Genomic DNA, 22580 nt, shown 5'->3' with positions numbered 1-22580 from the left:
GCACCGGCCGCGCTCTCACCGTACACCGATGGTGCTTGCCAACGCGGCCGTGAGTGGGCCGGCGAGATCGCCCGCGGCGGGCGGTGCGACCGCGCTCAGGCCGAGCCAGCCGGCGAGCCGGCGCAGCTCGGCGGCGAGCGCCAACGCGGTGTCCGCCGGGTCGGCGCCGGGCTCCAGCCAGGCCACCGGGACCAGCAGCACGCCGGCCTTCCGGTCGGCCTTCAGGTCGACCCGCGCGGTGAACCGCTCCCCCTGAAGGAACGGCAGCACGTAGTAGCCGTAGATCCGCTGCGGAGCCGGGACGTAGATCTCGATCCGGTAGCCGAAGTCGAACAGCCGCTCGGTCCGGGCCCGTTCCCAGATCAGCGGGTCGAACGGGCTGACCAGCGTGTTCGCCCGGATCCAGCGGGGCAGCCGGGCATCGGCGTGCAGGTACGCCGGCAGCCGCCAGCCCTGCACCGCCACCGGCAGCAGCTCGCCCGCCTCGACGAGTTCCGCCACCGCCGTGCGCGCCGCCGCCACCGGCAGCCGGAAGTAGTCGCGCAGCTCCGGCTCGGCGGCCACCCCGAGGGACCGGGCGGCGATCGCCACCAACCGCCGGTACGCGTCCGCCGGTGCCGGGGTCGGGGTGTCCAGGACCGTTGCCGGCAGCACCCGTTCGGGCAGGTCGTAGCGGCGGGCGAAGGAATTGGTGCGGCTGGCTGCGGCAACTTCGCCGGCCCAGAACAGGAACTCCAGCGCCCGTTTCACCTCCGACCAGTTCCAGCCCCAGTTGCCGGTTTCCCGGGGCGCGTCGTGCTCGATCTCGGCGGCGGTCAGCGGACCCTTCGCCGCGACCTCGTCGCGCACCCAGGCGACGAGTTGCGGCTGCTCCTGGGCGATCCGCCGCATCCCGCCCCAGGCGGCGTCCCGGGCCGCCGCCATCCGCCAGCGCAGCAGCGGGTGCAGGTCGACCGGGACCAGCGACGCCTCGTGCCCCCAGTATTCGAACAGGTCGCGCGGCGCCCGGTAGGCGGCCCGGTCGAGCAGGTCGGTCGGGTAGGGGCCGAGCCGGCTGTAGAGCGGCAGGTAGTGGGCCCGCTGCAACACGTTGACCGAGTCCATCTGGAGCAGCCCGACCCGGCCGAGCACCCGGCGCAGGTGGCGCGCGGTGGGCACGGCGGTCGGCGCCGGGTCGGCGAAACCCTGGGCGGCGAGCGCCACCCGCCGGGCCTGGGCCAGGGACAAGGATTCGGGTACGGTCATCGGCTCGCACCCTAACCGAAGCGTCCGACAACGATCGCCGGTATCCGGTCCGGGGCGCGGCACCGAGGGCGGGATCCGGCATCCGGCACGGCGACAAGCTGGACTCGTCGGCCGGTACGGGCTAGAACGGAGACGTGCTGACCATCCGGGCGGAGGAACCCGCCGACGCCGAAGCGGTCGCCGGTGTGCACGTACGCACCTGGCAGGCGGGGTATGCGGGGATCATGCCGGACGAGGTGCTGGCCCGGCTGAACGTACGGGCGTGGGCGCAGCGGCGGCGGGACATCGGCACCGCCGACCCGGAGCACCCGTTCACCACCCTGCTGGCCGAACGCGACGACACCGTCATCGGCTTCACCACCTTCGGCCCGTACCGCAACAACCAGGACCGGGACGACCTCGACCACGGTTGCGGGGAGATCCTGACCATGTACGTCGACCCGGACCACTGGGGCACCGGCGTCGGCCGGGAGCTGATGATGGCCGGGCTGACCGGGCTGAACGAGCGCGGCTGGCGGGACATCCGGCTCTGGGTGCTGGCCGACAACAGCCGGGCCCGCCGCTTCTACGAACGCGCCGGGCTGGTCACCGACGGCGAGCAGTCGACGTACGAGCTACACCGGTCCGGCGGGCGGCCGCCGCTCGGGTTGGTCGAGCTTCGTTACGCCGCCCGTTTCGGTGGGCCGCGCGGAGCCTCCGGGCAGCCGTGACCGGTCGTTGCCGACCGGCAGGCCGACGAGCAGGGCGATGCTGATCCAGACGTAGGCGTTGCTGCCGAGGAACCCGCCCACGCCGGTGAAGTCGTGTTCCCAGTGCCAGACCAGCCGGCTGCACAGCACCGCGTACGCGACGATCGCGAAGGTCAGCAGGCCGCGTCGACGGTGGCTGCCGGCGGGTGCCGCGTACGCGTGGTCGACCAGCAGCACCAGCGCCGGGATCAGCCACACCAGGTGGTGCACCCAGGTCACCGGGCTGACCAGTGCGCCGATCACCCCGGTCAGTGCCAGCCCGGTCACCTCGTCGCCGGCCCGCACCGCGGCCCGTACCCGCCAGGCCCAGATGACCAGCGCGGCGGCCACCAGGATCGCCCAGGCCAGTTTGCTCGGCTGGGCCGGGTCGAGCCGGGCGACCATGCCCTGCAACGACTGGTTCGAGATGAACGCCAGCTCGCCGACCCGGTCGGTGTCCCAGAGCGCGCTGGTCCAGAACTCCCGGGAGGCGTCCGGGGCGATGGCGGCGGCGACGAGCGTGGCCACGGCGGCGGTGCCGCTGGCCGTGAGTGCCGCCCGCCACCGACCGGTGACCAGCAGGTAGACGATGAAGATGCCGGGGGTGAGCTTGATCGCGGTGGCCAGTCCGATGCCCACCCCGGCCCAGCGTTTGTAGCGGGCCGGGTTCCGTCGGCCGCCGGCCGGCGACCACCACGGCAGGAAACTTCCGGGTACGACCCGACCCGGTACGGCGTAGCCGGGGCGGACCAGCCAGAGCAGGTCGGCCGCGACGAGCACCAGCAGCAGCATGTTGACCTGGCCGAAGTCGACCGTTTCGCGCATCGGCTCGAACGCCGCCGCCAGCAGCGCGGCGACCACCAGGGCGAACCAGCGGGTCCAGCCGACCCGGCGGGCGAGCGGGTCGACCAGCCACCAGAGCAGCAGCAGGCTGACCACGACGGTGGCGACGACGCTGAGCACCATCGACACCGTGAACGGCAGGTACGCCAGCGGCAGCATCAGCAGGGCGGCGAAGGGCGGGTAGGTGAAGCCGTACTTGCTGTTCGGCTTGAGCCAGTCGTAGATCTCGCCGCCCTCGCGGGCCCAGTGATGCAGGGCGCCGGAGTAGACCTTCAGGTCGAAGAAACCGTGCCCGACGGCCGCGAACGACAGGAAGACGGCGACCAGTCCGGCCAGGACGAGCACGAAGAGCACCTGGTACCGGGTTCGCCGGAGGGCACCCTGCGCCACCGTCGCCTCCTTAGCGTCCGTACGCTCACCGTTCATGGCTCTCGGGTACGTCCGCCCGGCGCGTCCCTCCGACGCCGCCGAAATCGCACGCATTCAGCTCGCGACCTGGCGGGTCGCCTATCGCCGGTTGCTGCCCAGGCACGTGCTCGACCGGCTGGACGAGGGGTGGCTCGGCAAGCGGTGGTCGGCCGCGATCGAGGCACCGCCTTCCCCCCGGCACCGGGTGCTGGTGGCGATCGAGCAGGCGGAGAAATCTTATCTGGTGGGTTTTGCCGCATCCGGACCGGCAGACGAGCAGTCACTTGCCCCGGACGAACCCGCGCAAACGCTGGTCCCGGACCTGATCGGGGTGACCGACCTGCTGGTCGAGCCGCGCTGGGGCCGTCGGGGGCACGGCAGTCGGCTGCTCGCGGCGAGCGTCGACCTGTGGCGTGAGGACGGCGCCCGTACGGCGGTCGCCTGGGCCTTCGACGGCGACGAGGCGACCAGGGCGTTCCTGGCCAGCACGGGTTGGGAGCCGGACGGGGCGACCCGGGCGCTGGACGTGGACGACATGTTGGTCCCCCAACTGCGCCTGCACGTGGCCCTCGACGCCGAGCCGTCGGCCGACGCCGACGGGACCCCGGACACCGAGAAGCCCGCCGACGCTTCGTGAGCGTCGACGGGCTCCCTGGCGCAGGGCGTCAGCCCTTGTCGGCGCCCTGGTTGGCGTCGCGGACGAAGTAACGCTGGAAGACTACGAAGATGATCGCCACCGGGATGGTGGCCAGCAGCGCGGCGCCGAGCTTGAGCGGGTACTGGGTGCCCGCCCCGAGCGAGCCGCTGACCAGGTCGGCGAGCCCTCGGGGCAGGGTGAACAGGTTCGGGTCCTGGACCGCGACCAGGCTGTGCGGGAACTCGTTCCAGGAGCCCTGGAACGACAGGATGGTCAGCGTGATCAGGGCCGGTTTGGCGGTCGGCAGCACCACCGACCAGAACGTACGGAACACGCCCGCGCCGTCGATCCGGGCCGCCTCCTCGACGCTGGCCGGCACCGACTCGAAGAACTGTTTCATGATGAAGACCCCGGCGGCGTCCACCAGCAGCGGCAGGATCAGCGCGGTGTACGTGTTGTAGATGCCGAGCTGGTTGAGGACCAGGAACTTCGGGATCAGCAGCACCACACCGGGGACCGCCATCACCGCCACCACGGCGGCGAAGATCGCGTTCCGGCCCCGGAAGCGCAGCCGGGCCAGGGCGTAACCGGCGAGCGAGTCCAGGAACACCCGGCCGAGCGTGACCACGACCGTGACCAGCAGCGAGTTGCCCAGCCAGAGCGGGAAGTTGGTGCCCTCGAAGATCCGCTGGAAGCTGTCCAGGTCGACCGGGCTCGGCACCGGGGAGAGCGGGTTCGCCGCCGCGTCCGGCTCGGTCTTGAACGAGCTGGCGATCTGGATCACGAACGGGTAGAGGAAGACCAGCGCAAAGAAGATCAGGATGGCGTACCCGACGAAGCTGGTCACCAGACCGCGCGGCTCCCGCCGACGGCCCGGCCTGACGGCGGTGCTCGGCGCCCGAGCCGCCGGTGGCGGCGGCGGGCTGCCGGCCGGCGCGTTCCCCCTGGTCGGGGGGTCGGTCACGATCGACATCTCACGACCTCCGCTCGGACCGGCGCCACCAGCGCAACGAGCGGCCGGTGTCCCGGTCGCGCATCAGCCGCCGCTGCGCCAGGGTCAGCACGATGATGATCAGGAACAGGACGAACGAGATCGCCGCACCGCTGCCGTAGTCGAAGTCCCGGAACGCGGTCCGGTAGGACAGGTACGCCGGGGTGAGCGTGGTCTTGGCCGGGTTGCCCTGGCTCATCACGTAGATCTGGTCGAAGACCTGCCACGATCCGATCAGGCCGAGGGTCAGTACCAGGAACAGGGTTGGCTTGATCATCGGCAGGGTGAGGTAGCGCAGCCGCTGCCACCGGGTCGTGCCGTCCAGCACGCTGGCCTCCTCCAGCGCCACCGGCACACCCTGGAGCGCGGCGAGGAACATCAGCATGAACGTGCCCGAGGTGGTCCAGATGACCAGCGCGATGATCGCGGTCATCGCCACGCTCGGCCCGGACAGCCAGTCCCACCAGCTCAGCCCGAGCGGTCCGCCGCTGCTCAACGCGGCCGGCGGTTGATCCACCCCGAACAACCCGAAGAACAGGTGCAGGGTGCCACGCGAGTCGGCGAACCACTGCGGCCCGTCGATGCCGACCATCCCCAGCAGTCCGTTGATCGCCCCGGAGTTGGCGAACATGAACAGGAAGACCACGCTGATCGCCACCGAGCTGGTGACCGACGGGAAGTAGAACGCGGTCCGGAAGAACGCCTTGCCCTTGAGCATCCGGTGGTTGACCACCAGGGCGAGCAGGAGGGCGAGCGCGGTCTGCACCGGTACGACGATCGCCACGTAGTACAGGTTGTTCCGGATCGAGGTCATGAAGTCGCGGCGGGCCAGCCCGTCCTCGGTGAACAGGTGGGTGTAGTTGTCCGCGCCGACGAACGGGGTCTTGCTGGTGAACGGGCTGCCCTGGCCGTTCCAGGAGGTGAGGCTCACCCAGAGCGCCATCAGGATCGGCAGCAGCAGGAAGATGCCGAGGATCACCACGACCGGGGCGACGAAGACCCAGCCGGCGATCCGCTCGTTGCCGCGGATTCCGCCACGTGAACGGCGGGGAGCGGCCGGGACTCCGGAAGCCATGCTTCCTCTTTTCAAGGGGAAACTCTTCGAGGGGGGAAGGTGTCGGGCGAAGGGCCCCGGTCCGGTGACCGGGGCCCTTCGTCACGGCGTCAGCCGCCGAGGGTGGCGGTGGCGTTCTTTTGCAGGTTCGCCAGGATCGTCTTCGGGTCGGTGCTGGCCAGCGCGGAGAGCTGGGCGTCGAAGTCGACCAGGACGCTGTCCATCTTCGGCGCGTTCACCGGGCCCTGGGCGTACTCGGCGCCGTCGATGAACGGCTTGTCCGCCGGGAACGCCTGGGTGTACTGGTCCCGGGCGGCCTGGCGCGACGGCATGACACCGAACGCCTTGGCGAAGGCCATCTGCTGGTCAACGCTGGTCATCGCCTCGACGAACTTGATCGCCTGCTCCTTGTGCTGGCTCTTGGCCGCGATCCCCCAGCAGTTGGTGAAGGAGAGCGTGCCCTTGCCCTTCGGGCCGGCCGGCAGCGGGTGCACCGTGTACTTGACGTCCGGGAAGTCGTTTTGCAGACCGCCCTTGATCCAGTTGCCCTCGATGGTCATCGCGACCTTGCCCTTACCGAAGGCCTCACCGGCCCAGCCGGCGTCGAGCTGCTTCGGGTACTGCGCCAGACCACCGGCGAGCAGGGTCTTGACGTACTCCAGGGCCTGGAGGTTGGCCGGGCTGTCGGCGGTGGCCTGCTTGCCGTCCGGGCTGGTGATCCAGCCGCCGGCCTGGGCGAGGAAGGCGCCGACCCGGTCACGGGTGTCACCGATCGCGAGCGGGGTGATGCCCTTGGCCTTGATCTTCTGGGCGGTGGTGGTGAGCTGCTCCCAGGTGGTCGGGATGTCGGCGTCGGTCAGCCCGGCCTTGGTCCACAGCTCGGTGTTGATCTGGAGGGCGAGGGTGGAGAAGTCCTTCGGCGCGCAGTAGAACTTGCCGTCGTAGGTGAACGTCTTGCGCAGGCTGTCGTAGAAGTCACCACCGTCGGCAAGCTTGTCCCCGTACGGCTCCAGCGCGCCGACGCTGGCGTAGTCGGCGAAGCGGCCGGCGTCGACGTAGAAGACGTCCGGCGGGGTGCCGCCGGCAAGCGCCTGGCCGAGCTGCTGGGTGAGGTCCTGCGCCGGGGTGACCGTCGCGGTGTTGCCGGAGCTGGTGGCCCACGCGGTCGCCGCGTCCTGGACCGCCTTGGTCTCGGCCTCGCCGGACGAGCCGATCAGGATCTGGATGCTGGCCGGGCCACTGCTCTGGGGGCTGTCGGACTTGTCGTCCTCGAAGCCGCCGCCACAGGCGGCGGAACCGAACAGCGCCGCCACGGCGACGCCCGCCACAGCCGAGCGCCGGATGAATCGTCGTGCCATGTCAATCTCCTGGTGGGGGGTGGGTTGTACCGGTGGTACGTCGTACCGGGGGTGTGCGGTAGGGGGTGCGGTCAGCCGGAGTGCCGGATGACCAGCGACGGCGTCAGCAGCACCTGGGCCGGGCCGGTGGCGTCGTCCGGGCTACCGCCGCCGTCGAGTACGCCGGCCAGCAGGTCCACGCAGCTCGCCGCCGCCTGGGCCAGCGGCTGGCTCACGCTGGTCAGCCCGATCGCCTGGGCGACCGGGGTGTCGTCGAAGCCGGTGACCGCGACGGACGCGCCACGGGCCCGGACCGCCTGCACCGCGCCGAGCGCCAGCGAGTCACTGGCGCAGACCACCGCGGTCGGCGGTTCCGAAAGGTCGAGCAGTTGGTGCGCCATCGCCTCACCCTGTGTGATGCCGTCTGCGGTTTCCCGGTCGAGTTCGGTCGGGTCGGCGCCGGTCGCCCGTACGGTCGACGCCCAGCCGGCACGGCGGTTGTCGCCCACCCCGGAACCAGCCGGCCAGCCAATGAAGGCTATCCGCTGGTGACCGAGAGTGACCAGGTGAGTGGTGGCTGCGGCGGTGCCGGCGGCCCCGTCCACGTCGACCCACGGGTAGCGCTCGGGCGCGTCCCAGGATCGGCCGAAGGTGACGAAGGGCACCTTCCGCTCGGCCAGCCAGGCGGTCCGGATGTCGCCGTGGTCGGTGCCGGTGAGCACGAACGCGTCCAGGTCGTACGCGCCGAGCAGGTCGTCGTAGGTGGCGATCTCGGTGGCCGGGTCCTCGGCGGTGTAGAGCATCACCCGGTAGCCGGCCTCGCCGGCCGCCTCGGTCAGCCCGTGCAGGAAGCGGTCGAGCACCGAGCCGTTGATCCCGTCGCGGGTCGGTTCGATCCGCACCGCGATCAACTGCGAGCGCCCGGTACGCATCTGCCGGGCCGCCTGACTGGCCCGGTAGCCGAGGGTGGAGATGGCCTCCCGGACCCGTTCCCGGGTCTCCTCGCGAACGATCTCCGGGCTGTGGATCACGTTCGAGACGGTCTGGCGACTCACTCCGGCGCGCCGGGCCACTGTCGCGATGGTCACTTTCTGTGTCATGAATCCCTCCTCCCGTCTTGAACGTTCAAACTGTGATGGGGCATTATTGGATCGTTCAAGTTTCTGGAATGTTTCGCATGTTGCACCGCCCGGAACGACTTGTCAAGGGTCGTCAACGCCCTGCCCCCCGCTCAGGAGCTCCTCGTGACCAACCGCCACCTGCAACCGTTGCTGCACGATCTCGTCGGTGTCGTACTGGCTCCGACCAGCACCCTGAGCGGCCGGGACGGGCAGATCCGGCCGGCCGGCGTACAGGGCGTGTTCCACGCCGACGCCCGGGTGCTGGCCCGCGCCGAACTCCTCGTCGACGGCCGCGAACCCGAGTCGATCACCCACGGGACCGACAGCCCGCACGGCGCCCGGTTCGTCTCGCTGGTCCGCTGGCTCGGCGACGGAACCCCCGACCCGACCGTACGGATCGACCGGATCCGCCGGATGACCCCGCGCGGGCTCACCGAGGAGATCCGCGTCTTCTCCACCGCCACCGCACCCGTCCGGGCCGAGATCAGCCTCGACCTCGGCTGCGACCTGGCCCCGATCGAGGTGGTCAAGTCCGGCGGGGCAACCGTCGATCTGGAGGCCAAGAGCGGCGCGCCCGGCCAGCTCAGCTGGACCGGCGACGGGATCACCGTCCTGGTGACCGGCGAACCGGCGGTCACCGGCGCAACGATCGGCGCGTCCGCCGGCGAACCGGCCGTCAGCGGCGCAACGATCGGCGCGTCCGCCGGTGCGACTACCGGCACGGTGAACGGCACCGGCGGGGGTGCGCCGGACGGGACGGTGGCCACCGTCGTCGGTGACGGCACCGCCCGGCTGGTCTGGCCGATCGAACTGGCCCCGCGTACGTCGGCCGTACTGCGCTGGCGGCTGCTGGTCGACGACCCGCGCGCCGTCGTCGTCACACCGCCCGCAGAACCGGCCTGGTCCCGCCCCGAGGTGCGGGCCGACGACCGACGACTGACCCGACTGCTCGACCGTTCCCTGGACGACCTGCGCGGCCTGCGGCTGGCCGAGGCCGGCAACCCGCAGGACGTCTTCCTCGGCGCCGGGGTGCCCTGGTTCCTCACCCTGTTCGGCCGGGACAGCCTCTGGGCGGCCAGGATGATGCTGCCGCTCGGCACCGACCTGGCCGCGAGCACGCTGCGGGTGCTCGCCCGCCGGCAGGGAACGAAGATCGACGCCAACTCCGGCGAGGCCCCCGGCAAGATCATGCACGAGCTGCGCCGGGACGAGTTCACCGTCGCCGGCAACGGCCTGCACCTGCCCGCCGCCTACTACGGCACCGTCGACGCCACCATGCTCTGGGTCAACCTGCTGCACGACGCCTGGCGCTGGGGCCTGCCCGACAACGAGGTCGCCGACCTGCTGCCCGCCCTGGAGGCGGCACTCGGTTGGCTCACCGACCACGCCGACGCCGACGGGGACGGCTTCGTCGAGTACGTCGACACCAGCGGCCGGGGCCTGGCCAACCAGGGCTGGAAGGACTCCTTCGACTCCGTACGCTTCCGCGACGGCTCGCTCGCCCACGCCCCGATCGCCCTGGCCGAGGTGCAGGGCTACGCGTACCAGGCGGCGGTCCAGGGCGCCGCCCTGCTCGACGCGTTCGGCCGACCCGGCGCGCAGCGCTGGCTCGACTACGCCGGCACGCTCGCGGCACGGTTCCGCGACCGGTTCTGGGTCGACGGCCACGACGGCCCGTACCCGGCCCTGGCGCTGGACCGGGACAAGCGCCCGGTCGACTCGCTGACCAGCAACATCGGCCACCTGCTCGGCACCGGACTGCTGACGGCGGACGAGTCCGCGCAGGTCGCCGCCGCCCTCGCCACCCCCGGCCTGGCTGGCGGGTACGGGCTGCGCACCATGTCCGCCACCGACGGCGGCTTCAGCCCGTTGTCGTACCACTGCGGCTCGATCTGGGCGCACGACACCGCGATCGTCATCGCCGGGCTGGCCCGGGAGGGCTACACCACGCCGGCCGCACACCTCGCCGAGGGGCTGCTCCAGGCCGCCGAGGCGTTCGACTACCGGCTGCCCGAGCTGATCAGCGGCGACGACCGGGCCACCCTGGGCCGGCCGGCGCCGTACCCGGCGGCCTGCCAGCCGCAGGCATGGTCCGCGGCCGCCGCCGTGGTGCTGCTCCAGGCGGCGGTCGGCCTCTACCCGGACGTGCCGGCCGGCGTCGTACGACTCCGTCCGCTGCACGGCGCCCCGCTCGGCGCGGTCAGCGCCCGGCGGCTGCGGGTGGCCGGCGCCCCGGTCGACGTCTCGGTGGACCGGGCCGGGGTCGCCACCGTCACCGGGCTACCGGCCGGACTCACCGTGCTCGACGAGCGCTGACACCCACCGGACGACGCAACGTCCCGGCACCGGATCGACCGGTGCCGGGACGACGTCGTATTCGAGATTGCCCAGTGTCCGGGCCTGCCCAGTATTCGGGATGGCCAAAGCCCGGAAATTCGGAGTTTTCCCTGCTCAGTCGAGCAGGGCGTCCAGGCCGAGGGTCAGACCGGGCCGCTGCGACACCGACCGGATGGCGAGCAGTACGCCCGGCATGAACGACGCCCGGTCGTACGAGTCGTGCCGGATGGTGAGCGTCTCGCCGCTCGTACCGAACAGGACCTCCTGGTGCGCGACCAGGCCGGTGGCCCGGACCGAGTGCACCCGTACCCCGTTGATCTCCGCCCCGCGCGCACCCGGCACCTCGTCCTTGGTGGCGTCCGGTACGGGCCCCAGACCGGCCTCGGCCCGCGCCTGCGCGATCAGCCGGGCGGTGTGCGTCGCGGTGCCGCTGGGTGCGTCGACCTTGGCCGGGTGGTGCTGCTCGATCACCTCGACCGACTCGAAGAACCGCGCGGCCCGAGCGGCGAACTGCATCATCAGCACCGCGCCGATGCCGAAGTTCGGGGCGATCACCACGCCGACCCCCGGCTTGCGCGACAACCAGTTGCGCACCCGGTCGAGTCGCTGGTCGGTAAACCCGCTCGTGCCGACCACGACGCTGATGCCCTGGTCGACGCACCAGTGCAGGTTGTCCATCACGACGTCCGGGGTGGTGAAGTCGACGATCACCTCGGCACCCGCGTCCGAGGCGTTGAACAACCAGTCACCCTGGTCGATCATCGCGACCAGTTCGAGGTCGTCGGCGGCGTCCACCGCCCTGCACACCTCGATGCCCATCCGGCCCCGGGCGCCCAGCACCCCGACCCGGAGCGGCTCCGCCGACGTCTCGGCCAGTGCTTCAAGTCCGTCACTCACGGGGCACAACCTATCCCACCCGGGCCGAAGACACCCGCGGACGTCCCACCCGCTGGCTCACCGGATGGCGCACCGCGTGCCGCGCCGGGTCGGACGGTCGGCACCGCCCAGCGGTCGTCACGGTCAGCCGTCGTCACGGTCAGCCGTCGTCAGGGTCAGCCGTCGTCAGGGTCAGCGGTCGGCACGGTCAGCCGTCGGCACGGTCAGTGGCTGGCCGCGAAGTCGTCCGCGCCGAACGGGCCCACCACCGCGAGCGACATCGGGCGGGCGAGCAGGTCGGCGGCGAGCGCGTTGACCTCGTCGGCCGTCACCGCGTCCACCCGGGCCAGCAACTGGTCCACCGAGAGCAGGTCACCGAAGAGCAGCTCGCCCTTGGCCAGCCGGCTCATCCGGGAGCCCGTGTCCTCCAGGCCCAGCACGTACGAGCCCTTCGCCATGCCCTTGCCCCGGGCCAGCTCGGCGGCGGTGACGCCGTTCGCCGCGACCTCGGCCAACTCGGCCCGGACCAGGCCCAGGACCTCCTCGACCTTGCCCGGAGCGCAGCCGGCGTAGACGGCGAACACGCCACTGTCGGCGTACTGGCTGGCGTAGGAGTAGACCGAGTACGCCAACCCGCGCTGCTCCCGGACCTCCTGGAACAGTCGGCTGGACATGCCGCCGCCGAGCACGTTGTTCAGTACGCCGAGCGCGAACCGCCGGTCGTCGACCCGCCCGATGCCGGCGCAGCCGAGGATGACGTGCGCCTGCTCGGTGTCCTTGTGCTCGACCGCCGTACGCCCGGCCCTGGTCTTCGCGGCCGGGGTGGCCCGACGCGGCGCCGCCGGCTCGGCCGCCGGGGTGTCCAGCGGGGTGCCGCGCAGTGCCTGCCGGACCAGCTTCACCACTGTCGCGTGGTCGAGGTTGCCGGCGGCGGAGATCACGATGTTCGGCGCGGTGTAGCGCTTCTTGTAGAACGTCTGGATCTGCCGGCGGGTCATCGGGGAGATGGTCTCCTCGGTACCCGAGATCAGCCGGCCGAGTGGGTGGTCGCCGTAGATCGCGGTGGCGAACAGGTCGTGCACCTCGTCGCCGGGCTCGTCGTCGTGCATGGCGATCTCTTCGAGGATCACCCCGCGCTCGGTCTCCACGTCGGCCGGGTCGAGCACCGAGTCGGCGACCAGGTCGCACATCACGTCGATGGCCAGCGGCAGGTCCTGGTCGAGCACCCGCGCGTAGTAGCAGGTGTACTCCTTGGTGGTGAAGGCGTTCGTCTCGCCGCCCACCGCCTCGATCTCGGCCGAGATCTCCAGCGCGCTCCGCTTGTTGGTGCCCTTGAACAGCAGGTGTTCGAGGAAGTGCGAGACACCGGCGGACGCCCCGGTCTCGTCCCGCGAGCCGACCGACACCCAGACCCCGAACGACACACTGCGTACGGTCGGGATCGCCTCGGTCAGGATGCGCAGCCCACTGGGCAGCACCGTACGGCGCACGGTGCCGCCGAGCGGATCGGCGCTGAGCGTACGGGTCACGGCCCGACCGGCCGACGTCCGGTGTACGCCGACGGTCCGGCCGGGTCCCGACCGAGTCAGGAGAGATGGTGGTTGCGTATCCCGCTTCAAGGAACCAGGACTCCTAGCTCGGTGGAATTGGACGGGCCGTGTCCCATCGACATGATCGACAGGACACGGCCCGGTGGGTCAAACCCTTTGATCAGCTACGGCGGTCCCGGCGACGACGCTCGCCGCCACCGCCCTCGCCGCCACCCTCGCCGTCACCACGGCTCGGGCCACGGTCGCCCCGGTCCCGGTCGCCACGGTCACGCGGGCCACGGTCGCCACCCCGGCTGGCCGGACGGTCGGCGCCGTCCGCGTCGGCCGGAGCCTCCTCGCCCTCGGGCCGCACCTTGTCCAGGTAGATCTTGCCGCGGGCGTCGATGTCGGCGATCGACACCTCGACCCGGTCGCCGACGTTGAGGAAGTCCTCGACCCGCTCGACCCGCTTGCCGTCCCCGACCTTGGAGATGTGCAGCAGACCGTCCCGGCCGGGCAGCAGCGAGACGAAGGCGCCGAACGGGGCCGTCTTCACCACCGTGCCGAGGAACTTGTCCCCGACCTTCGGCAGCGTCGGGTTGGCGATCGCGTTGATCCGCTCCACCGCGGCCTCGGCCGACGGGCCGTTGGTCGCGCCGACGTAGATCGTGCCGTCGTCCTCGATCGAGATCTCGGCGCCGGTCTCGTCCTGGATCGCGTTGATGGTCTGGCCCTTCGGCCCGATCACCATGCCGATCTTGTCGACCGGGATCTTCACCGTGGTCACCCGCGGCGCGTAGTCCGACATCGTGGCCGGGCCCTCGATCGCCTGCTGCATCACGCCGAGGATCGTGGTACGGGCCTCGTGCGCCTGCTGCAACGCGGCGGCCAGCACGTCCGACGGGATGCCGTCGAGCTTGGTGTCGAGCTGGAGCGCGGTGACGAACTCGGGCGTGCCGGCGACCTTGAAGTCCATGTCACCGAACGCGTCCTCGGCACCGAGGATGTCGGTCAGCGTCACGTACTGGGTCTTGCCGTCGACCTCGTCCGAGATCAGGCCCATGGCGATGCCGGCGACCGGCGCCTTGAGCGGCACACCGGCGGACAGCAGCGCCAGGGTGGACGCGCAGACCGAACCCATGCTGGTGGAGCCGTTCGAGCCGAGCGCCTCGGAGACCTGCCGGATGGCGTACGGGAACTCCTCCCGCGCCGGCAGCACCGGGATGAGGGCCCGCTCGGCGAGCGCCCCGTGGCCGATCTCGCGGCGCTTCGGCGCACCGACCCGGCCGGTCTCACCGGTCGAGTACGGCGGGAAGTTGTAGTTGTGCATGTAGCGCTTGTGCTTCTCCGGGGAGAGGGTGTCCAGCGCCTGCTCCATCCGAAGCATGTTGAGCGTGGTGACGCCGAGGATCTGCGTCTCGCCGCGCTCGAACAGCGCCGAACCGTGCACCCGCGGCAGCACCTGGATCTCGGCGGTCAGCGGCCGGATGTCACGCGGCCCCCGGCCGTCGATCCGGATCTGCTCGCGCAGCACCCGGGTCCGTACCTCGGACTTGGTCAGCGACCGGAAGGCGGCGCCGACCTCGCGCTCGCGGCCCTCGTAGTCGGCGGCGAGCTGCTCGCGCACCCGCTCCTTGATCCGGTCCAGGGCTTCCTCACGCTCGGCCTTGCCGGCGATCTTGAGCGCCTCGGCGACCTCGCTGCGGGCCGCCGTGGCGACCGCCTCGAAGACGTCGTCCTGGTAGTCCAGGAAGATCGGGAACTCGGCCACCGGCTTCGCCGCGACGTCGGCCAGCTCGCTCTGCGCGCGGCACAGCTCGCGGATGGCCGGCTTGGCGGCCTCCAGGCCGCTCGCCACGACCTCCTCGGTCGGTGCGGTCGCGCCGCCCGCGACCAGGGCCACGGTGTGCTCGGTCGCCTCGGCCTCGACCATCATGATCGCGACGTCGCCGTCCGGCAGCGTCCGACCGGCCACGACCATGTCGAAGGTCGCCCGGCCCAGTTCCTCGTGGGTCGGGAAGGCCACCCACTGGCCGTCCACGTGCGCCATCCGGGTCGCCCCGATCGGCCCGGAGAACGGCAGGCCGGAGAGCTTGGTGGACATCGACGCGGCGTTGATCGCCACCACGTCGTACGGGTGCTGCGGGTCGAGCGCGAGCACGGTCTCGACGACCTGGACCTCGTTGCGCAGGCCCTTGACGAAGGACGGGCGCAGCGGCCGGTCGATCAGGCGGCAGGTGAGGATCGCGTCCTCGCTCGGGCGCCCCTCGCGGCGGAAGAACGAGCCGGGGATCCGGCCCGCGGCGTACATCCGCTCCTCGACGTCGACGGTGAGCGGGAAGAAGTCGAACTGCTCCTTGGGCTGCTTGCCCGCGGTGGTCGTGGAGAGGACCACCGTCTCGCCGAGTTGGGCGATGACGGAGCCGGCGGCCTGGCGGGCCAGCCGGCCGGTGGAGAAGGTGATCTCACGGGTGCCGAACGCACCGTTGTCGATCACGGCCTTGCTGTGCTCGGTGCCGAGAATGTTCTGCTCGGTCATGAGTGTGTTGCACTCCTTCGGTCGTGGGGCTCACGACCGACCACTGCGCCGGTAGGTTCCGGCACGCGCCCGGTTGGCACTGGGAAACTGTTCGAACGGCCGGTCTTCGATCGAAGCGCCCGGGGTGCCGGCTCGTGCCGGGGGCCCGGGGGCCACTACCGAGGACCGGTGCCGACCCGTTCCCGTTGGGTGGTCGCGCTGGCCCCTGTTATTCGTTGGTGACGGGTCGGGGGAGCGGTCGTCGTCGGGGCTGACCCGACGTCGCGCCACTCCCCCGCTCAGTCACCTCCGCAGGCCGAGCCGCTCGATGAGCGTCCGGTAGCGGCTGATGTCCTTCTTCTGCATGTAGTTGAGCAGCCGGCGACGACGGCCGACCAGCAGCAGCAGACCACGACGGCTGTGGTGGTCGTGCTTGTGCACCTTGAGGTGCTCGGTGAGGTCGGCGATCCGCTTGGTGAGGACCGCGACCTGGACCTCCGGCGAACCGGTGTCGCCCTCGACGGTCGCGTATTCCTGCCGGATCTTGCTCTTTGCTTCCTGGTCGAGCGCCATTTTCTCCCTATTTCTGGTGGGTTTCAGTGAATACCTCGCACCCGCGGCGTCGTGCAGGCGCGCGAGGACCCTCGTCGGTGACCCGACGTCTCCGCCACATTACCAGCCCGTGGTACGTCAACCCCCCGAAGGGCCGGCCGCGCCGCTCAACCGAGCAGCGCACGGACCTGCGCGACGTCCTCGTTGATCTGCGCCACCAGTGGTTCGATGCCGTCGTAGTGGCGGGTCTCGCGCAGCCGCGCGACGAAGTCCAGCGCCAGCCGCTCGCCGTAGAGATCACCGGCGAAGTCGAGCACGTACGCCTCGATCCGGCGCTCCCGGCCGTTGAACGTCGGATTGGTGCCGATCGACACCGCCGCCGGCAGCACCTCCGGGTGCTGGCCCGGCCGCCCGCCGTGGCGGACCAGCCGGGCGGCGTAGATCCCGTCCGCCGGTACCGCCGCGTAACGGTGGCAGAGCAGGTTCGCGGTCGGGAAGCCGATCTCCCGCCCCCGCTGGTCGCCCCGGACCACCACACCGTCGAGCCGGTGCGGTCGGCCGAGCGCGGCCGTAGCGGCGGTCACGTCGCCCGCCGCCACACAGGCCCGGATGTACGTCGAGGAGAAGACCGTGTCGTCGCGGGCGACCAGCGGCGCCCCCTCAACGGCGAAGCCGAAGGTACGGCCGAGCCGCTCCAGCAGCACCACGTCACCGGCGGCCCGGTGCCCGAAGCGGAAGTTCTCCCCCACCACGACCAGCGCCGCGTGCAGGTGCTCCACCAGTACGTTGTGCACGAACCCCTCGGCGGTCAGCCGGGAGAACTCGGGCGTGAACGGCACCACCCAGAGCACGTCGACGCCGAGTTCCTCGATCAGCTCCGCCCGCCGGGTCGGCTCGGTCAGCACCGCCGGGTGCGTACCGGGCCGGACCACCTCGGACGGGTGCGGGTCGAAGGTGACCACCACCGACTGGACGCCGAGCTCGCGGGCCCGCTTCGCGGCGTACCCGATGATCGCCTGATGCCCCTGGTGCACCCCGTCGAAGACGCCGATGGTCACCACCGACCGGCCCCAGCCGCCCGGCACCCCGTCGTACCCTCGCCAACGCTGCATCCGCTCCCCCTTCCGCTCATTCCCCGCCGACCCGGACCACCGCCCGGTCAGGCCGGGGCGAGCACGATCTCCGCGCGGGCCCGGCCGTCCCGCTCGCTGACGATAGCGATCAGGCCGCCGTCCGGGTCGAACACCGCGTACGGCCCGTCGATGCCGGCCGGTTCCAGCGGACCTCCGTGCGAGAGCACCTTCGCCTCGGTGGCGTCGGCCTGCCGGGAGGTGAAGAACCGCCGGGCGGCCGCCTCGACCGGCAGGCTGACCACGTCCTGCGGCTCCCGTTGCGCCAACTCGTCCAGGGTCACCGCCTCGGCCAGGTCGAAGCCGCCCACGGCGGTACGCCGCAGCGCGGTCAGGTGCCCGCCGACCCCGAGCGCCACCCCGAGGTCCCGGGCGATCGCCCGGATGTACGTCCCGGAGGAGCAGGTCACGTCGACGTCGAGATCCACCAGTTCGGGGGTCGGGCGCCGCACCTCGATCAGGTCCAGCCGGGAGATGGTGACCCGACGGGCCGCCAGCGTCACCGCCTCGCCGTCACGCACCCGCTTGTACGCCCGCTGCCCGTCCACCTTGATCGCGCTGACCGCGCTGGGCACCTGGTCGATCTCGCCGGTCAGCGGGAGCAGGCCGGCGCGGACCTGCTCGTCGGTGACACCGCTCGCGGACGCCTCGGTGACCACGTCCCCCTCGGCGTCGTCGGTGATCGTCGACTGGCCGAGCCGGATCGTGGCGGTGTACCGCTTGCCCGCGCCGATCACATAGGTCAGCAGCCGGGTCGCCCGGTTCACGCCGATCACCAGCACCCCGGTCGCCATCGGGTCCAGGGTGCCGCCGTGCCCGACCCGGCGGGTTTTGGCGAACCGGCGGATCCGCGCCACCACATCGTGCGACGTCATGCCGCTGGGCTTGTCCACCACGATCAACCCGTCAACACTCACGGCCGCCAAGCCTGCCAGACGCCGCCCCAACCACCACACCCACCCGCCCCGAACAAGACGCCCGCCGATCTTGCACTTGTGGCTGTACGCAAACAACAATGAGTCACGCAATTCGGGCGCCACAAGTGCAAGATCGCCAGGGGGGCGGGGCGGGGGCGGGGGGCGGGGGCGGGGCGGGGCGGGGGGGCGGGGTCAGCGGGTGGGGCCGGGGGTTGACCAGGCGTCGTTGCGTAGGCGTAGGAGTAGGCCGGCTAGGCGTACCAGTAGGAATAGGGCCAGTCCGGCCCAGATTCCGCCTAGCCCGAGGTCCAGGGCGTATGCGGCCCAGATCGCGGGTAGGAAGGCGCCGACCGCCGCGACGATGGTGAGGTCCCGCATGTAACGCAGGTCACCCGCGCCGATCAGCACCCCGTCCAGGGCGAACACGACGCCGGCCACCGGCTGCATGCCGACGAACCACGGCCACGCGACCAGCGCCTGTTCGCGTACCTGCGGGTCGGTGCTGAACCAGGACGGAACCACCGGAGCCCCGGCGGCGACCAGCAGCGCGAAGGCGATCCCACAGCCGCCGCCGACCAGGGCGAGCCGACTGGCCAGGGCCCGCGCGCCGGCCACGTCACCGGCGCCGAGTGCGGCACCGACCAGCGCCTGCGCGGCGATGGCCAACGCGTCCAGGACCAGCGCGGTGAAGAACCACAGTTGCAGGACGATCTGGTGGGCGGCGACGGAGGCGGCCCCGAACCGGGCGGCGACGGCGGTGGCGGACAGGAAGCTGGCCTGGAAGGCCGCTCCGCGTACCAGCAGGTCCCGGCTGAGGACGAGCTGTCCGAGGATCATCGACGGCCGGGGACGCAGCGTCACCCGCTCGGCGACCAGCGCGCCGACGAAGAGGAGCCCGCCGAGGGTCTGTGCGGTCACGTTGGCGACCGCGCTGCCGACCAGCCCGAGCCCGGCCGGGTAGACCAGCAGCGGGCAGAGGGCCGCGGAGAGCAGGTTGGGGCCGAGCACGAAGTACAGCGGGCGCCGGGTGTCCTGCACGCCGCGCAGCCAGCCGTTGCCGGCCGCCGCGAGCAGCAGGCCGGGCGCGCCGAGCACGGCGATCCGCAGCCAGTCGGCGGCGGCATCGGCGACCGCCGGGTCGTTCCCGGCCAGCGTCCGCGCCAGGGGGCCGGCCGCGACCTGGGCCACAACCACTATCAGTACGCCGCTCGCCAGCGCCAGCCACGATGCCTGTACGCCCTCGGCCACCGCAGCGGCGCGGTCACCGGCACCGAACCGGCGGGCCGATCGGCCGGTGGTGCCGTACGCGGCGACCGTGCCGAGCCAGACGACCAGGGTCATCACCGTGCCGGCGACCGCCAGTGCGGCCAACGGCACCCGGCCCAGGTGGCCCACCACGGCGGTGTCCACCAGCACGTAGAGCGGTTCGGCGGCGAGCACCACCAGGGCGGGCAGGGCCAGCCGGGCGATCCGGCGCGAGCTGACCGGTGACGGGTGCGGACCGGCGACGGTGGCTTTGCTCATCGCGCCCGATCCTGACACGGCTCCCGTAAGGAGTGCAATGCGCCGCCGTGACTTACCTATGCTCGCCGGGTCCGGCCGGGGAGCGGGACTCACCCGAAAACGAGGGACCCACCCGAGGTAGCGGCGAGGGTGGAACGGGTGGGCGACCGACGGCCGAGCGGATGCTGCCCGGTCGTCAGCCGCACAACGGGTTGGTCACTGACGGGTGTCCATCGACGTCTGCAACGCGCGACGAGCCTGCTCACGGGCTTCGTCAGTGGTTTCCGTCTTCTTGGTCTTGGTCGCCATGGGGAAGGCTCCTATCCAGGGTGCGTCGGCACGCCGAAAGGGCGCGGCCGGTCGCGTACGGGTTCTGCTGATCGCCGCGGACCCGCCCTCCGGGATCGCCGGACGGGTCGGTAAGGGCAGCGTGAGCCCGGGTCGGTTGACCCTGGTGGCGCGCGGTGCCTGGTTCGGGCACCGTCGTACGCCCACAAACCAAGCTATCGTTCAGGTCCACATTCTGTGCCGGATTCCCGCGATACGGAACGGTACGATTCTGTGACCTGCGGTGTCAGCGGGCGAACAGGCGGAATCAGCGGGCAAAGAAGTGCCAGCCCAGCCACCACCAGAACCCGAACAGGCCGATCCGGCCCACCGGCACCGGGCCCACCTCGTACCGCATCACCAGGGCACAGACGTCACCGAGAGTAGGGATCCGCGAGCCCTCCCGCCGGGCCGCCCACTCGATCACCGCGAGCAGGACGAAGGCCAGCAGGAACCCGCCGATCGCCAGCAGCCGGGTCGCGTTCATCGGCGTACCAGCGCCCAGAACGCGGCCAGCCAGCCAAAGTACGCGGCCGACCGGGTCAGCTCGTCGGTCAGCAGCGGATCGGCCAGGCGGGAGAGGGTCGGAAAGTCGTCACCGGAACCGAGCACGAAGGTGGCCCCCTCGAACACGCCGAAGACGGCGACCGGCAGCACCCACCAGACAGTGCCCGGCCCCGAGCGGGTGGGCGGTGGCCGCCGGGGCACCCGGTTGGCGAGTCCGAGCCAGATCAGCGTTCCCCCGGTGCCCAGGGTGTAGAGGTTCGCCGACAGGGAGAAGGAGGGAAGCTGGCCGCCCACCAGCGACAGAAAGGCGAGTACGGGGACCGAAACAATTGGTTTGTCCCAGGGACGCGGCACATCGACGGCTATTTCCGAGGGCTGCTCCATCTTCCGATTGTGCCCGCGGTGCCGGAGTGCCGAAAGTGCATATTCCCCCGGACTATCCCCGATCTTCCGACCCGGTCAGGGCCCGCTCCAACTCGGCCCGGATCGCCCCGATCACCTCGGCCGGGCCGCCGCGACCGGTGAAGCCGGCCGCCAGCCGGTGCCCGCCGCCGCCGAGCGCCACCGCGACCCGGCTGACGTCCAGCGCGCCCTTGCTCCGCATCGAGACCGCCCACTCGGCCGCCGCCACCTGCTTCAGCACGCAGCTCACGTCCGCCTCCGCGGTGCAGCGCACCGAGTCGATCAGGGCCTCCAGCACGTACGCCGGCTGCTGGTGCCGGGCCAGGTCGTCCAGGGTGGCATAGGTCCAGACCAGCCCGTGGCCGGCGGCGGCGGCCGGTTCGAGCACGGCCCGACCGAGCACGTCGCCGTAGAGCCGGACGGCCCCGAACGGCCGGGTGTCGAAGACCCGGCGGGAGATCTCCTCCGGCCGGATCCCGGTGGCCAGCATCCGGGCGGCCATCTCGTGCACCGCCGGAGTGGTCATCGCGAAGCGGAACGAACCGGTGTCCGTGGTCAGCGCCACGTAGAGGCACTCGGCGATCTCGCGGTCCAGCGGTACGTCCAACCGGTCGAGCAGACCCTCCACCACCACCGAGGTGGCCGCGGCGAGCGGGTCGACCAGGTGGATCCGGCCGAACCGGGTGTTCGAGGCGTGGTGGTCCAGCACCACCACCTCGCCGGCCCGATCCAGCCGGTCGGCCAGGTCGCCGATCCGGGAGACGCTGGCGGCGTCGAAACAGAGCACCAGGTCCGGGTCGGTCCAGGCGTCGGCGGCCGGCACGAGCAGGTCGAGACCGGGCAGCGCAGCGAACGGCTCGGCCACCCCGGGCGGGCCGGGGAAGGTCGCCTGGAGCTGGCGGAAGCCCAGCGTACGCAGGCCGAGGGCGCAGCCGAGCATGCTGCCGAGCGCGTCCCCGTCCGGGTTCACGTGGCAGATCAGCAGCACCCGCGCGTCCGGCGACAGGGCTCGTACCGCGGCGACCGCCGCCGCCCAGTCAGCCGCGTCGGGGCCGGCGTCGGCCGGTGACTGGGCGAGTGCCGAGCCGGAGCCGGTCACCGCCGGTCACCGGGGTCGACCGCCGGGACGTCGGAGTCGGACTCGTCGTCGTCGGAGTCCTCGTCCTCGTCCTCGTCCAGCTTGTACGGCTGGGCGTCACCGGCGTACGCCGCATTGGCCGCCCGCCGCTGCACCTCCTCGTCCGCGCTGCGGGCCACGGCGATCAGGTCGTCGATGTGCTTGACCTGGTCCTGCACGTTGTCCAGGACGAAGGCCAGGGACGGTGAGTGGCGCAGCCCGAGGGCCTTGCCGACGGTGCTGCGCAGCAGTCCCTTGGCACTTTCCAACGCGGCGGCGGTGGATGCCTGTTCGGTGGCGTCACCGAGCACGGTGTAGAAGACCGTGGCTTCCCGCAGATCGGCGGTGATCCGGGCATCGGTGATCGTGATCATGCCGAGCCGGGGATCCTTGATCTGCGTACGCACCACGGAAGCCACCAGCTCCCGGACACGCTCGGCGTGCCGGCGTACCTTGGCCGGGTCCGTCATCTCCGCACCTCCACGGCATCCCTACTTCCGG

At 71.5% G+C, this 22580-nt stretch carries 20 protein-coding genes; 3 read left to right on the top strand and 17 right to left on the bottom strand.

What is annotated here, in order from left to right; translation table 11 throughout:
- Nucleotides 1–15 precede the first annotated feature (15 nt).
- A complete protein-coding gene (locus tag OG792_RS07110; RefSeq protein WP_329108424.1) occupies nucleotides 16–1245 on the bottom strand; it encodes a winged helix-turn-helix domain-containing protein in 1230 nt (409 codons plus the stop codon).
- Nucleotides 1246–1379: 134 nt separating this feature from the next.
- Between OG792_RS07110 and OG792_RS07105 the strand changes: the two genes are divergently transcribed.
- On the top strand, nucleotides 1380–1955 hold the full coding sequence (locus tag OG792_RS07105) for a GNAT family N-acetyltransferase (RefSeq protein ID WP_329108423.1): 576 nt from the start codon (nucleotides 1380–1382) through the stop codon (nucleotides 1953–1955).
- On the opposite strand, the gene OG792_RS07100 is transcribed toward OG792_RS07105, so the two are convergent.
- Nucleotides 1860–3206, bottom strand: a complete 1347-nt coding sequence (locus tag OG792_RS07100; RefSeq protein WP_329108422.1) for a glycosyltransferase 87 family protein — start codon at nucleotides 3204–3206, stop codon at nucleotides 1860–1862. The genes OG792_RS07105 and OG792_RS07100 overlap by 96 nt on opposite strands.
- 34 nt (nucleotides 3207–3240) lie before the next feature.
- On the opposite strand from OG792_RS07100, the gene OG792_RS07095 reads away from it, so the two are divergent.
- Nucleotides 3241–3861 carry a GNAT family N-acetyltransferase gene (locus OG792_RS07095; RefSeq protein WP_329108421.1) on the top strand — a complete coding sequence of 207 codons (621 nt, stop codon included), beginning with the start codon at nucleotides 3241–3243 and terminating at the stop codon, nucleotides 3859–3861.
- Nucleotides 3862–3889: 28 nt separating this feature from the next.
- Here OG792_RS07095 and OG792_RS07090 read toward each other — a convergent pair whose 3' ends face one another.
- The 4 genes from OG792_RS07090 to OG792_RS07075 form a co-directional block, all read right to left on the bottom strand.
- Nucleotides 3890–4825, bottom strand: coding sequence for a carbohydrate ABC transporter permease (locus tag OG792_RS07090; RefSeq protein ID WP_329108420.1), 936 nt, complete (start codon nucleotides 4823–4825; stop codon nucleotides 3890–3892).
- 10 nt (nucleotides 4826–4835) lie between these two features.
- Nucleotides 4836–5927 carry a carbohydrate ABC transporter permease gene (locus OG792_RS07085; protein ID WP_329108419.1) on the bottom strand — a complete coding sequence of 364 codons (1092 nt, stop codon included), beginning with the start codon at nucleotides 5925–5927 and terminating at the stop codon, nucleotides 4836–4838.
- 89 nt (nucleotides 5928–6016) lie between these two features.
- Complete coding sequence (locus OG792_RS07080) at nucleotides 6017–7264, bottom strand: sugar ABC transporter substrate-binding protein (protein ID WP_329108418.1); 1248 nt, start codon at nucleotides 7262–7264, stop codon at nucleotides 6017–6019.
- A 71-nt stretch (nucleotides 7265–7335) separates the two neighbouring features.
- Nucleotides 7336–8343 carry a substrate-binding domain-containing protein gene (locus OG792_RS07075; RefSeq protein ID WP_329108417.1) on the bottom strand — a complete coding sequence of 336 codons (1008 nt, stop codon included), beginning with the start codon at nucleotides 8341–8343 and terminating at the stop codon, nucleotides 7336–7338.
- 144 nt (nucleotides 8344–8487) lie between these two features.
- Here OG792_RS07075 and OG792_RS07070 point away from each other — a divergent pair, with 144 nt between their 5' ends.
- Nucleotides 8488–10680 (top strand): glycogen debranching N-terminal domain-containing protein, encoded by a 2193-nt coding sequence (locus OG792_RS07070; protein ID WP_329108416.1) that lies wholly within the window; start codon nucleotides 8488–8490, stop codon nucleotides 10678–10680.
- A gap of 135 nt (nucleotides 10681–10815) precedes the next feature.
- On the opposite strand, the gene dapB is transcribed toward OG792_RS07070, so the two are convergent.
- The 11 genes from dapB to rbfA form a co-directional block, all read right to left on the bottom strand.
- A complete protein-coding gene (gene dapB, locus OG792_RS07065; protein WP_329111141.1) occupies nucleotides 10816–11577 on the bottom strand; it encodes a 4-hydroxy-tetrahydrodipicolinate reductase in 762 nt (253 codons plus the stop codon).
- Between the two features lie 224 nt (nucleotides 11578–11801).
- On the bottom strand, nucleotides 11802–13166 hold the full coding sequence (locus OG792_RS07060; protein ID WP_329111140.1) for a M16 family metallopeptidase: 1365 nt from the start codon (nucleotides 13164–13166) through the stop codon (nucleotides 11802–11804).
- Between the two features lie 121 nt (nucleotides 13167–13287).
- Entirely contained in the window at nucleotides 13288–15645 is a 2358-nt protein-coding gene (locus OG792_RS07055; protein ID WP_329108415.1) for a polyribonucleotide nucleotidyltransferase, read from the bottom strand.
- Between the two features lie 282 nt (nucleotides 15646–15927).
- Complete coding sequence (gene rpsO, locus OG792_RS07050; RefSeq protein WP_121159027.1) at nucleotides 15928–16197, bottom strand: 30S ribosomal protein S15; 270 nt, start codon at nucleotides 16195–16197, stop codon at nucleotides 15928–15930.
- 146 nt (nucleotides 16198–16343) lie between these two features.
- Nucleotides 16344–17288 (bottom strand): bifunctional riboflavin kinase/FAD synthetase, encoded by a 945-nt coding sequence (locus OG792_RS07045; RefSeq protein WP_329108414.1) that lies wholly within the window; start codon nucleotides 17286–17288, stop codon nucleotides 16344–16346.
- Between the two features lie 47 nt (nucleotides 17289–17335).
- On the bottom strand, nucleotides 17336–18223 hold the full coding sequence (gene truB / locus OG792_RS07040) for a tRNA pseudouridine(55) synthase TruB (protein ID WP_329108413.1): 888 nt from the start codon (nucleotides 18221–18223) through the stop codon (nucleotides 17336–17338).
- 192 nt (nucleotides 18224–18415) lie between these two features.
- Nucleotides 18416–19747: an MATE family efflux transporter gene (locus OG792_RS07035; protein WP_329108412.1), complete on the bottom strand. Its 1332-nt coding sequence runs from the start codon at nucleotides 19745–19747 to the stop codon at nucleotides 18416–18418.
- Nucleotides 19748–20321: 574 nt separating this feature from the next.
- Complete coding sequence (locus OG792_RS07030) at nucleotides 20322–20540, bottom strand: DUF6186 family protein (protein WP_329108411.1); 219 nt, start codon at nucleotides 20538–20540, stop codon at nucleotides 20322–20324.
- Nucleotides 20537–20944 (bottom strand): hypothetical protein, encoded by a 408-nt coding sequence (locus OG792_RS07025; RefSeq protein ID WP_329108410.1) that lies wholly within the window; start codon nucleotides 20942–20944, stop codon nucleotides 20537–20539. Before OG792_RS07025 ends, OG792_RS07030 begins: the two co-directional genes overlap by 4 nt.
- A 52-nt stretch (nucleotides 20945–20996) precedes the next feature.
- Nucleotides 20997–22061 carry a DHH family phosphoesterase gene (locus OG792_RS07020; RefSeq protein WP_329108409.1) on the bottom strand — a complete coding sequence of 355 codons (1065 nt, stop codon included), beginning with the start codon at nucleotides 22059–22061 and terminating at the stop codon, nucleotides 20997–20999.
- Nucleotides 22058–22549: a 30S ribosome-binding factor RbfA gene (gene rbfA / locus OG792_RS07015; RefSeq protein ID WP_329108408.1), complete on the bottom strand. Its 492-nt coding sequence runs from the start codon at nucleotides 22547–22549 to the stop codon at nucleotides 22058–22060. The genes OG792_RS07020 and rbfA overlap by 4 nt, the downstream gene beginning before the upstream one ends.
- Between the last annotated feature and the right edge of the window lie 31 nt (nucleotides 22550–22580).

Source organism: Micromonospora sp. NBC_01699 (genome assembly GCF_036250065.1).
In the GTDB taxonomy this organism is placed as follows: domain Bacteria; phylum Actinomycetota; class Actinomycetes; order Mycobacteriales; family Micromonosporaceae; genus Micromonospora_G.
This window is presented reverse-complemented; position numbering and strand designations above follow the sequence as displayed.

Excerpts from the sequence above, each read along its gene's own strand:
- OG792_RS07095 (WP_329108421.1), top strand. The coding sequence starts at position 3,241 with ATGGCTCTCGGGTACGTCCGCCCGGCGCGTCCCTCCGACGCCGCCGAA.
- OG792_RS07080 (WP_329108418.1), bottom strand. The coding sequence starts at position 7,264 with ATGGCACGACGATTCATCCGGCGCTCGGCTGTGGCGGGCGTCGCCGTG.
- OG792_RS07085 (WP_329108419.1), bottom strand. The coding sequence starts at position 5,927 with ATGGCTTCCGGAGTCCCGGCCGCTCCCCGCCGTTCACGTGGCGGAATC.
- OG792_RS07030 (WP_329108411.1), bottom strand. The coding sequence starts at position 20,540 with ATGAACGCGACCCGGCTGCTGGCGATCGGCGGGTTCCTGCTGGCCTTC.
- OG792_RS07045 (WP_329108414.1), bottom strand. The coding sequence starts at position 17,288 with ATGCAGCGTTGGCGAGGGTACGACGGGGTGCCGGGCGGCTGGGGCCGG.
- rpsO (WP_121159027.1), bottom strand. The coding sequence starts at position 16,197 with ATGGCGCTCGACCAGGAAGCAAAGAGCAAGATCCGGCAGGAATACGCG.
- OG792_RS07055 (WP_329108415.1), bottom strand. The coding sequence starts at position 15,645 with ATGACCGAGCAGAACATTCTCGGCACCGAGCACAGCAAGGCCGTGATC.
- OG792_RS07035 (WP_329108412.1), bottom strand. The coding sequence starts at position 19,747 with ATGAGCAAAGCCACCGTCGCCGGTCCGCACCCGTCACCGGTCAGCTCG.
- rbfA (WP_329108408.1), bottom strand. The coding sequence starts at position 22,549 with ATGACGGACCCGGCCAAGGTACGCCGGCACGCCGAGCGTGTCCGGGAG.
- OG792_RS07075 (WP_329108417.1), bottom strand. The coding sequence starts at position 8,343 with ATGACACAGAAAGTGACCATCGCGACAGTGGCCCGGCGCGCCGGAGTG.
- OG792_RS07025 (WP_329108410.1), bottom strand. The coding sequence starts at position 20,944 with ATGGAGCAGCCCTCGGAAATAGCCGTCGATGTGCCGCGTCCCTGGGAC.
- OG792_RS07110 (WP_329108424.1), bottom strand. The coding sequence starts at position 1,245 with ATGACCGTACCCGAATCCTTGTCCCTGGCCCAGGCCCGGCGGGTGGCG.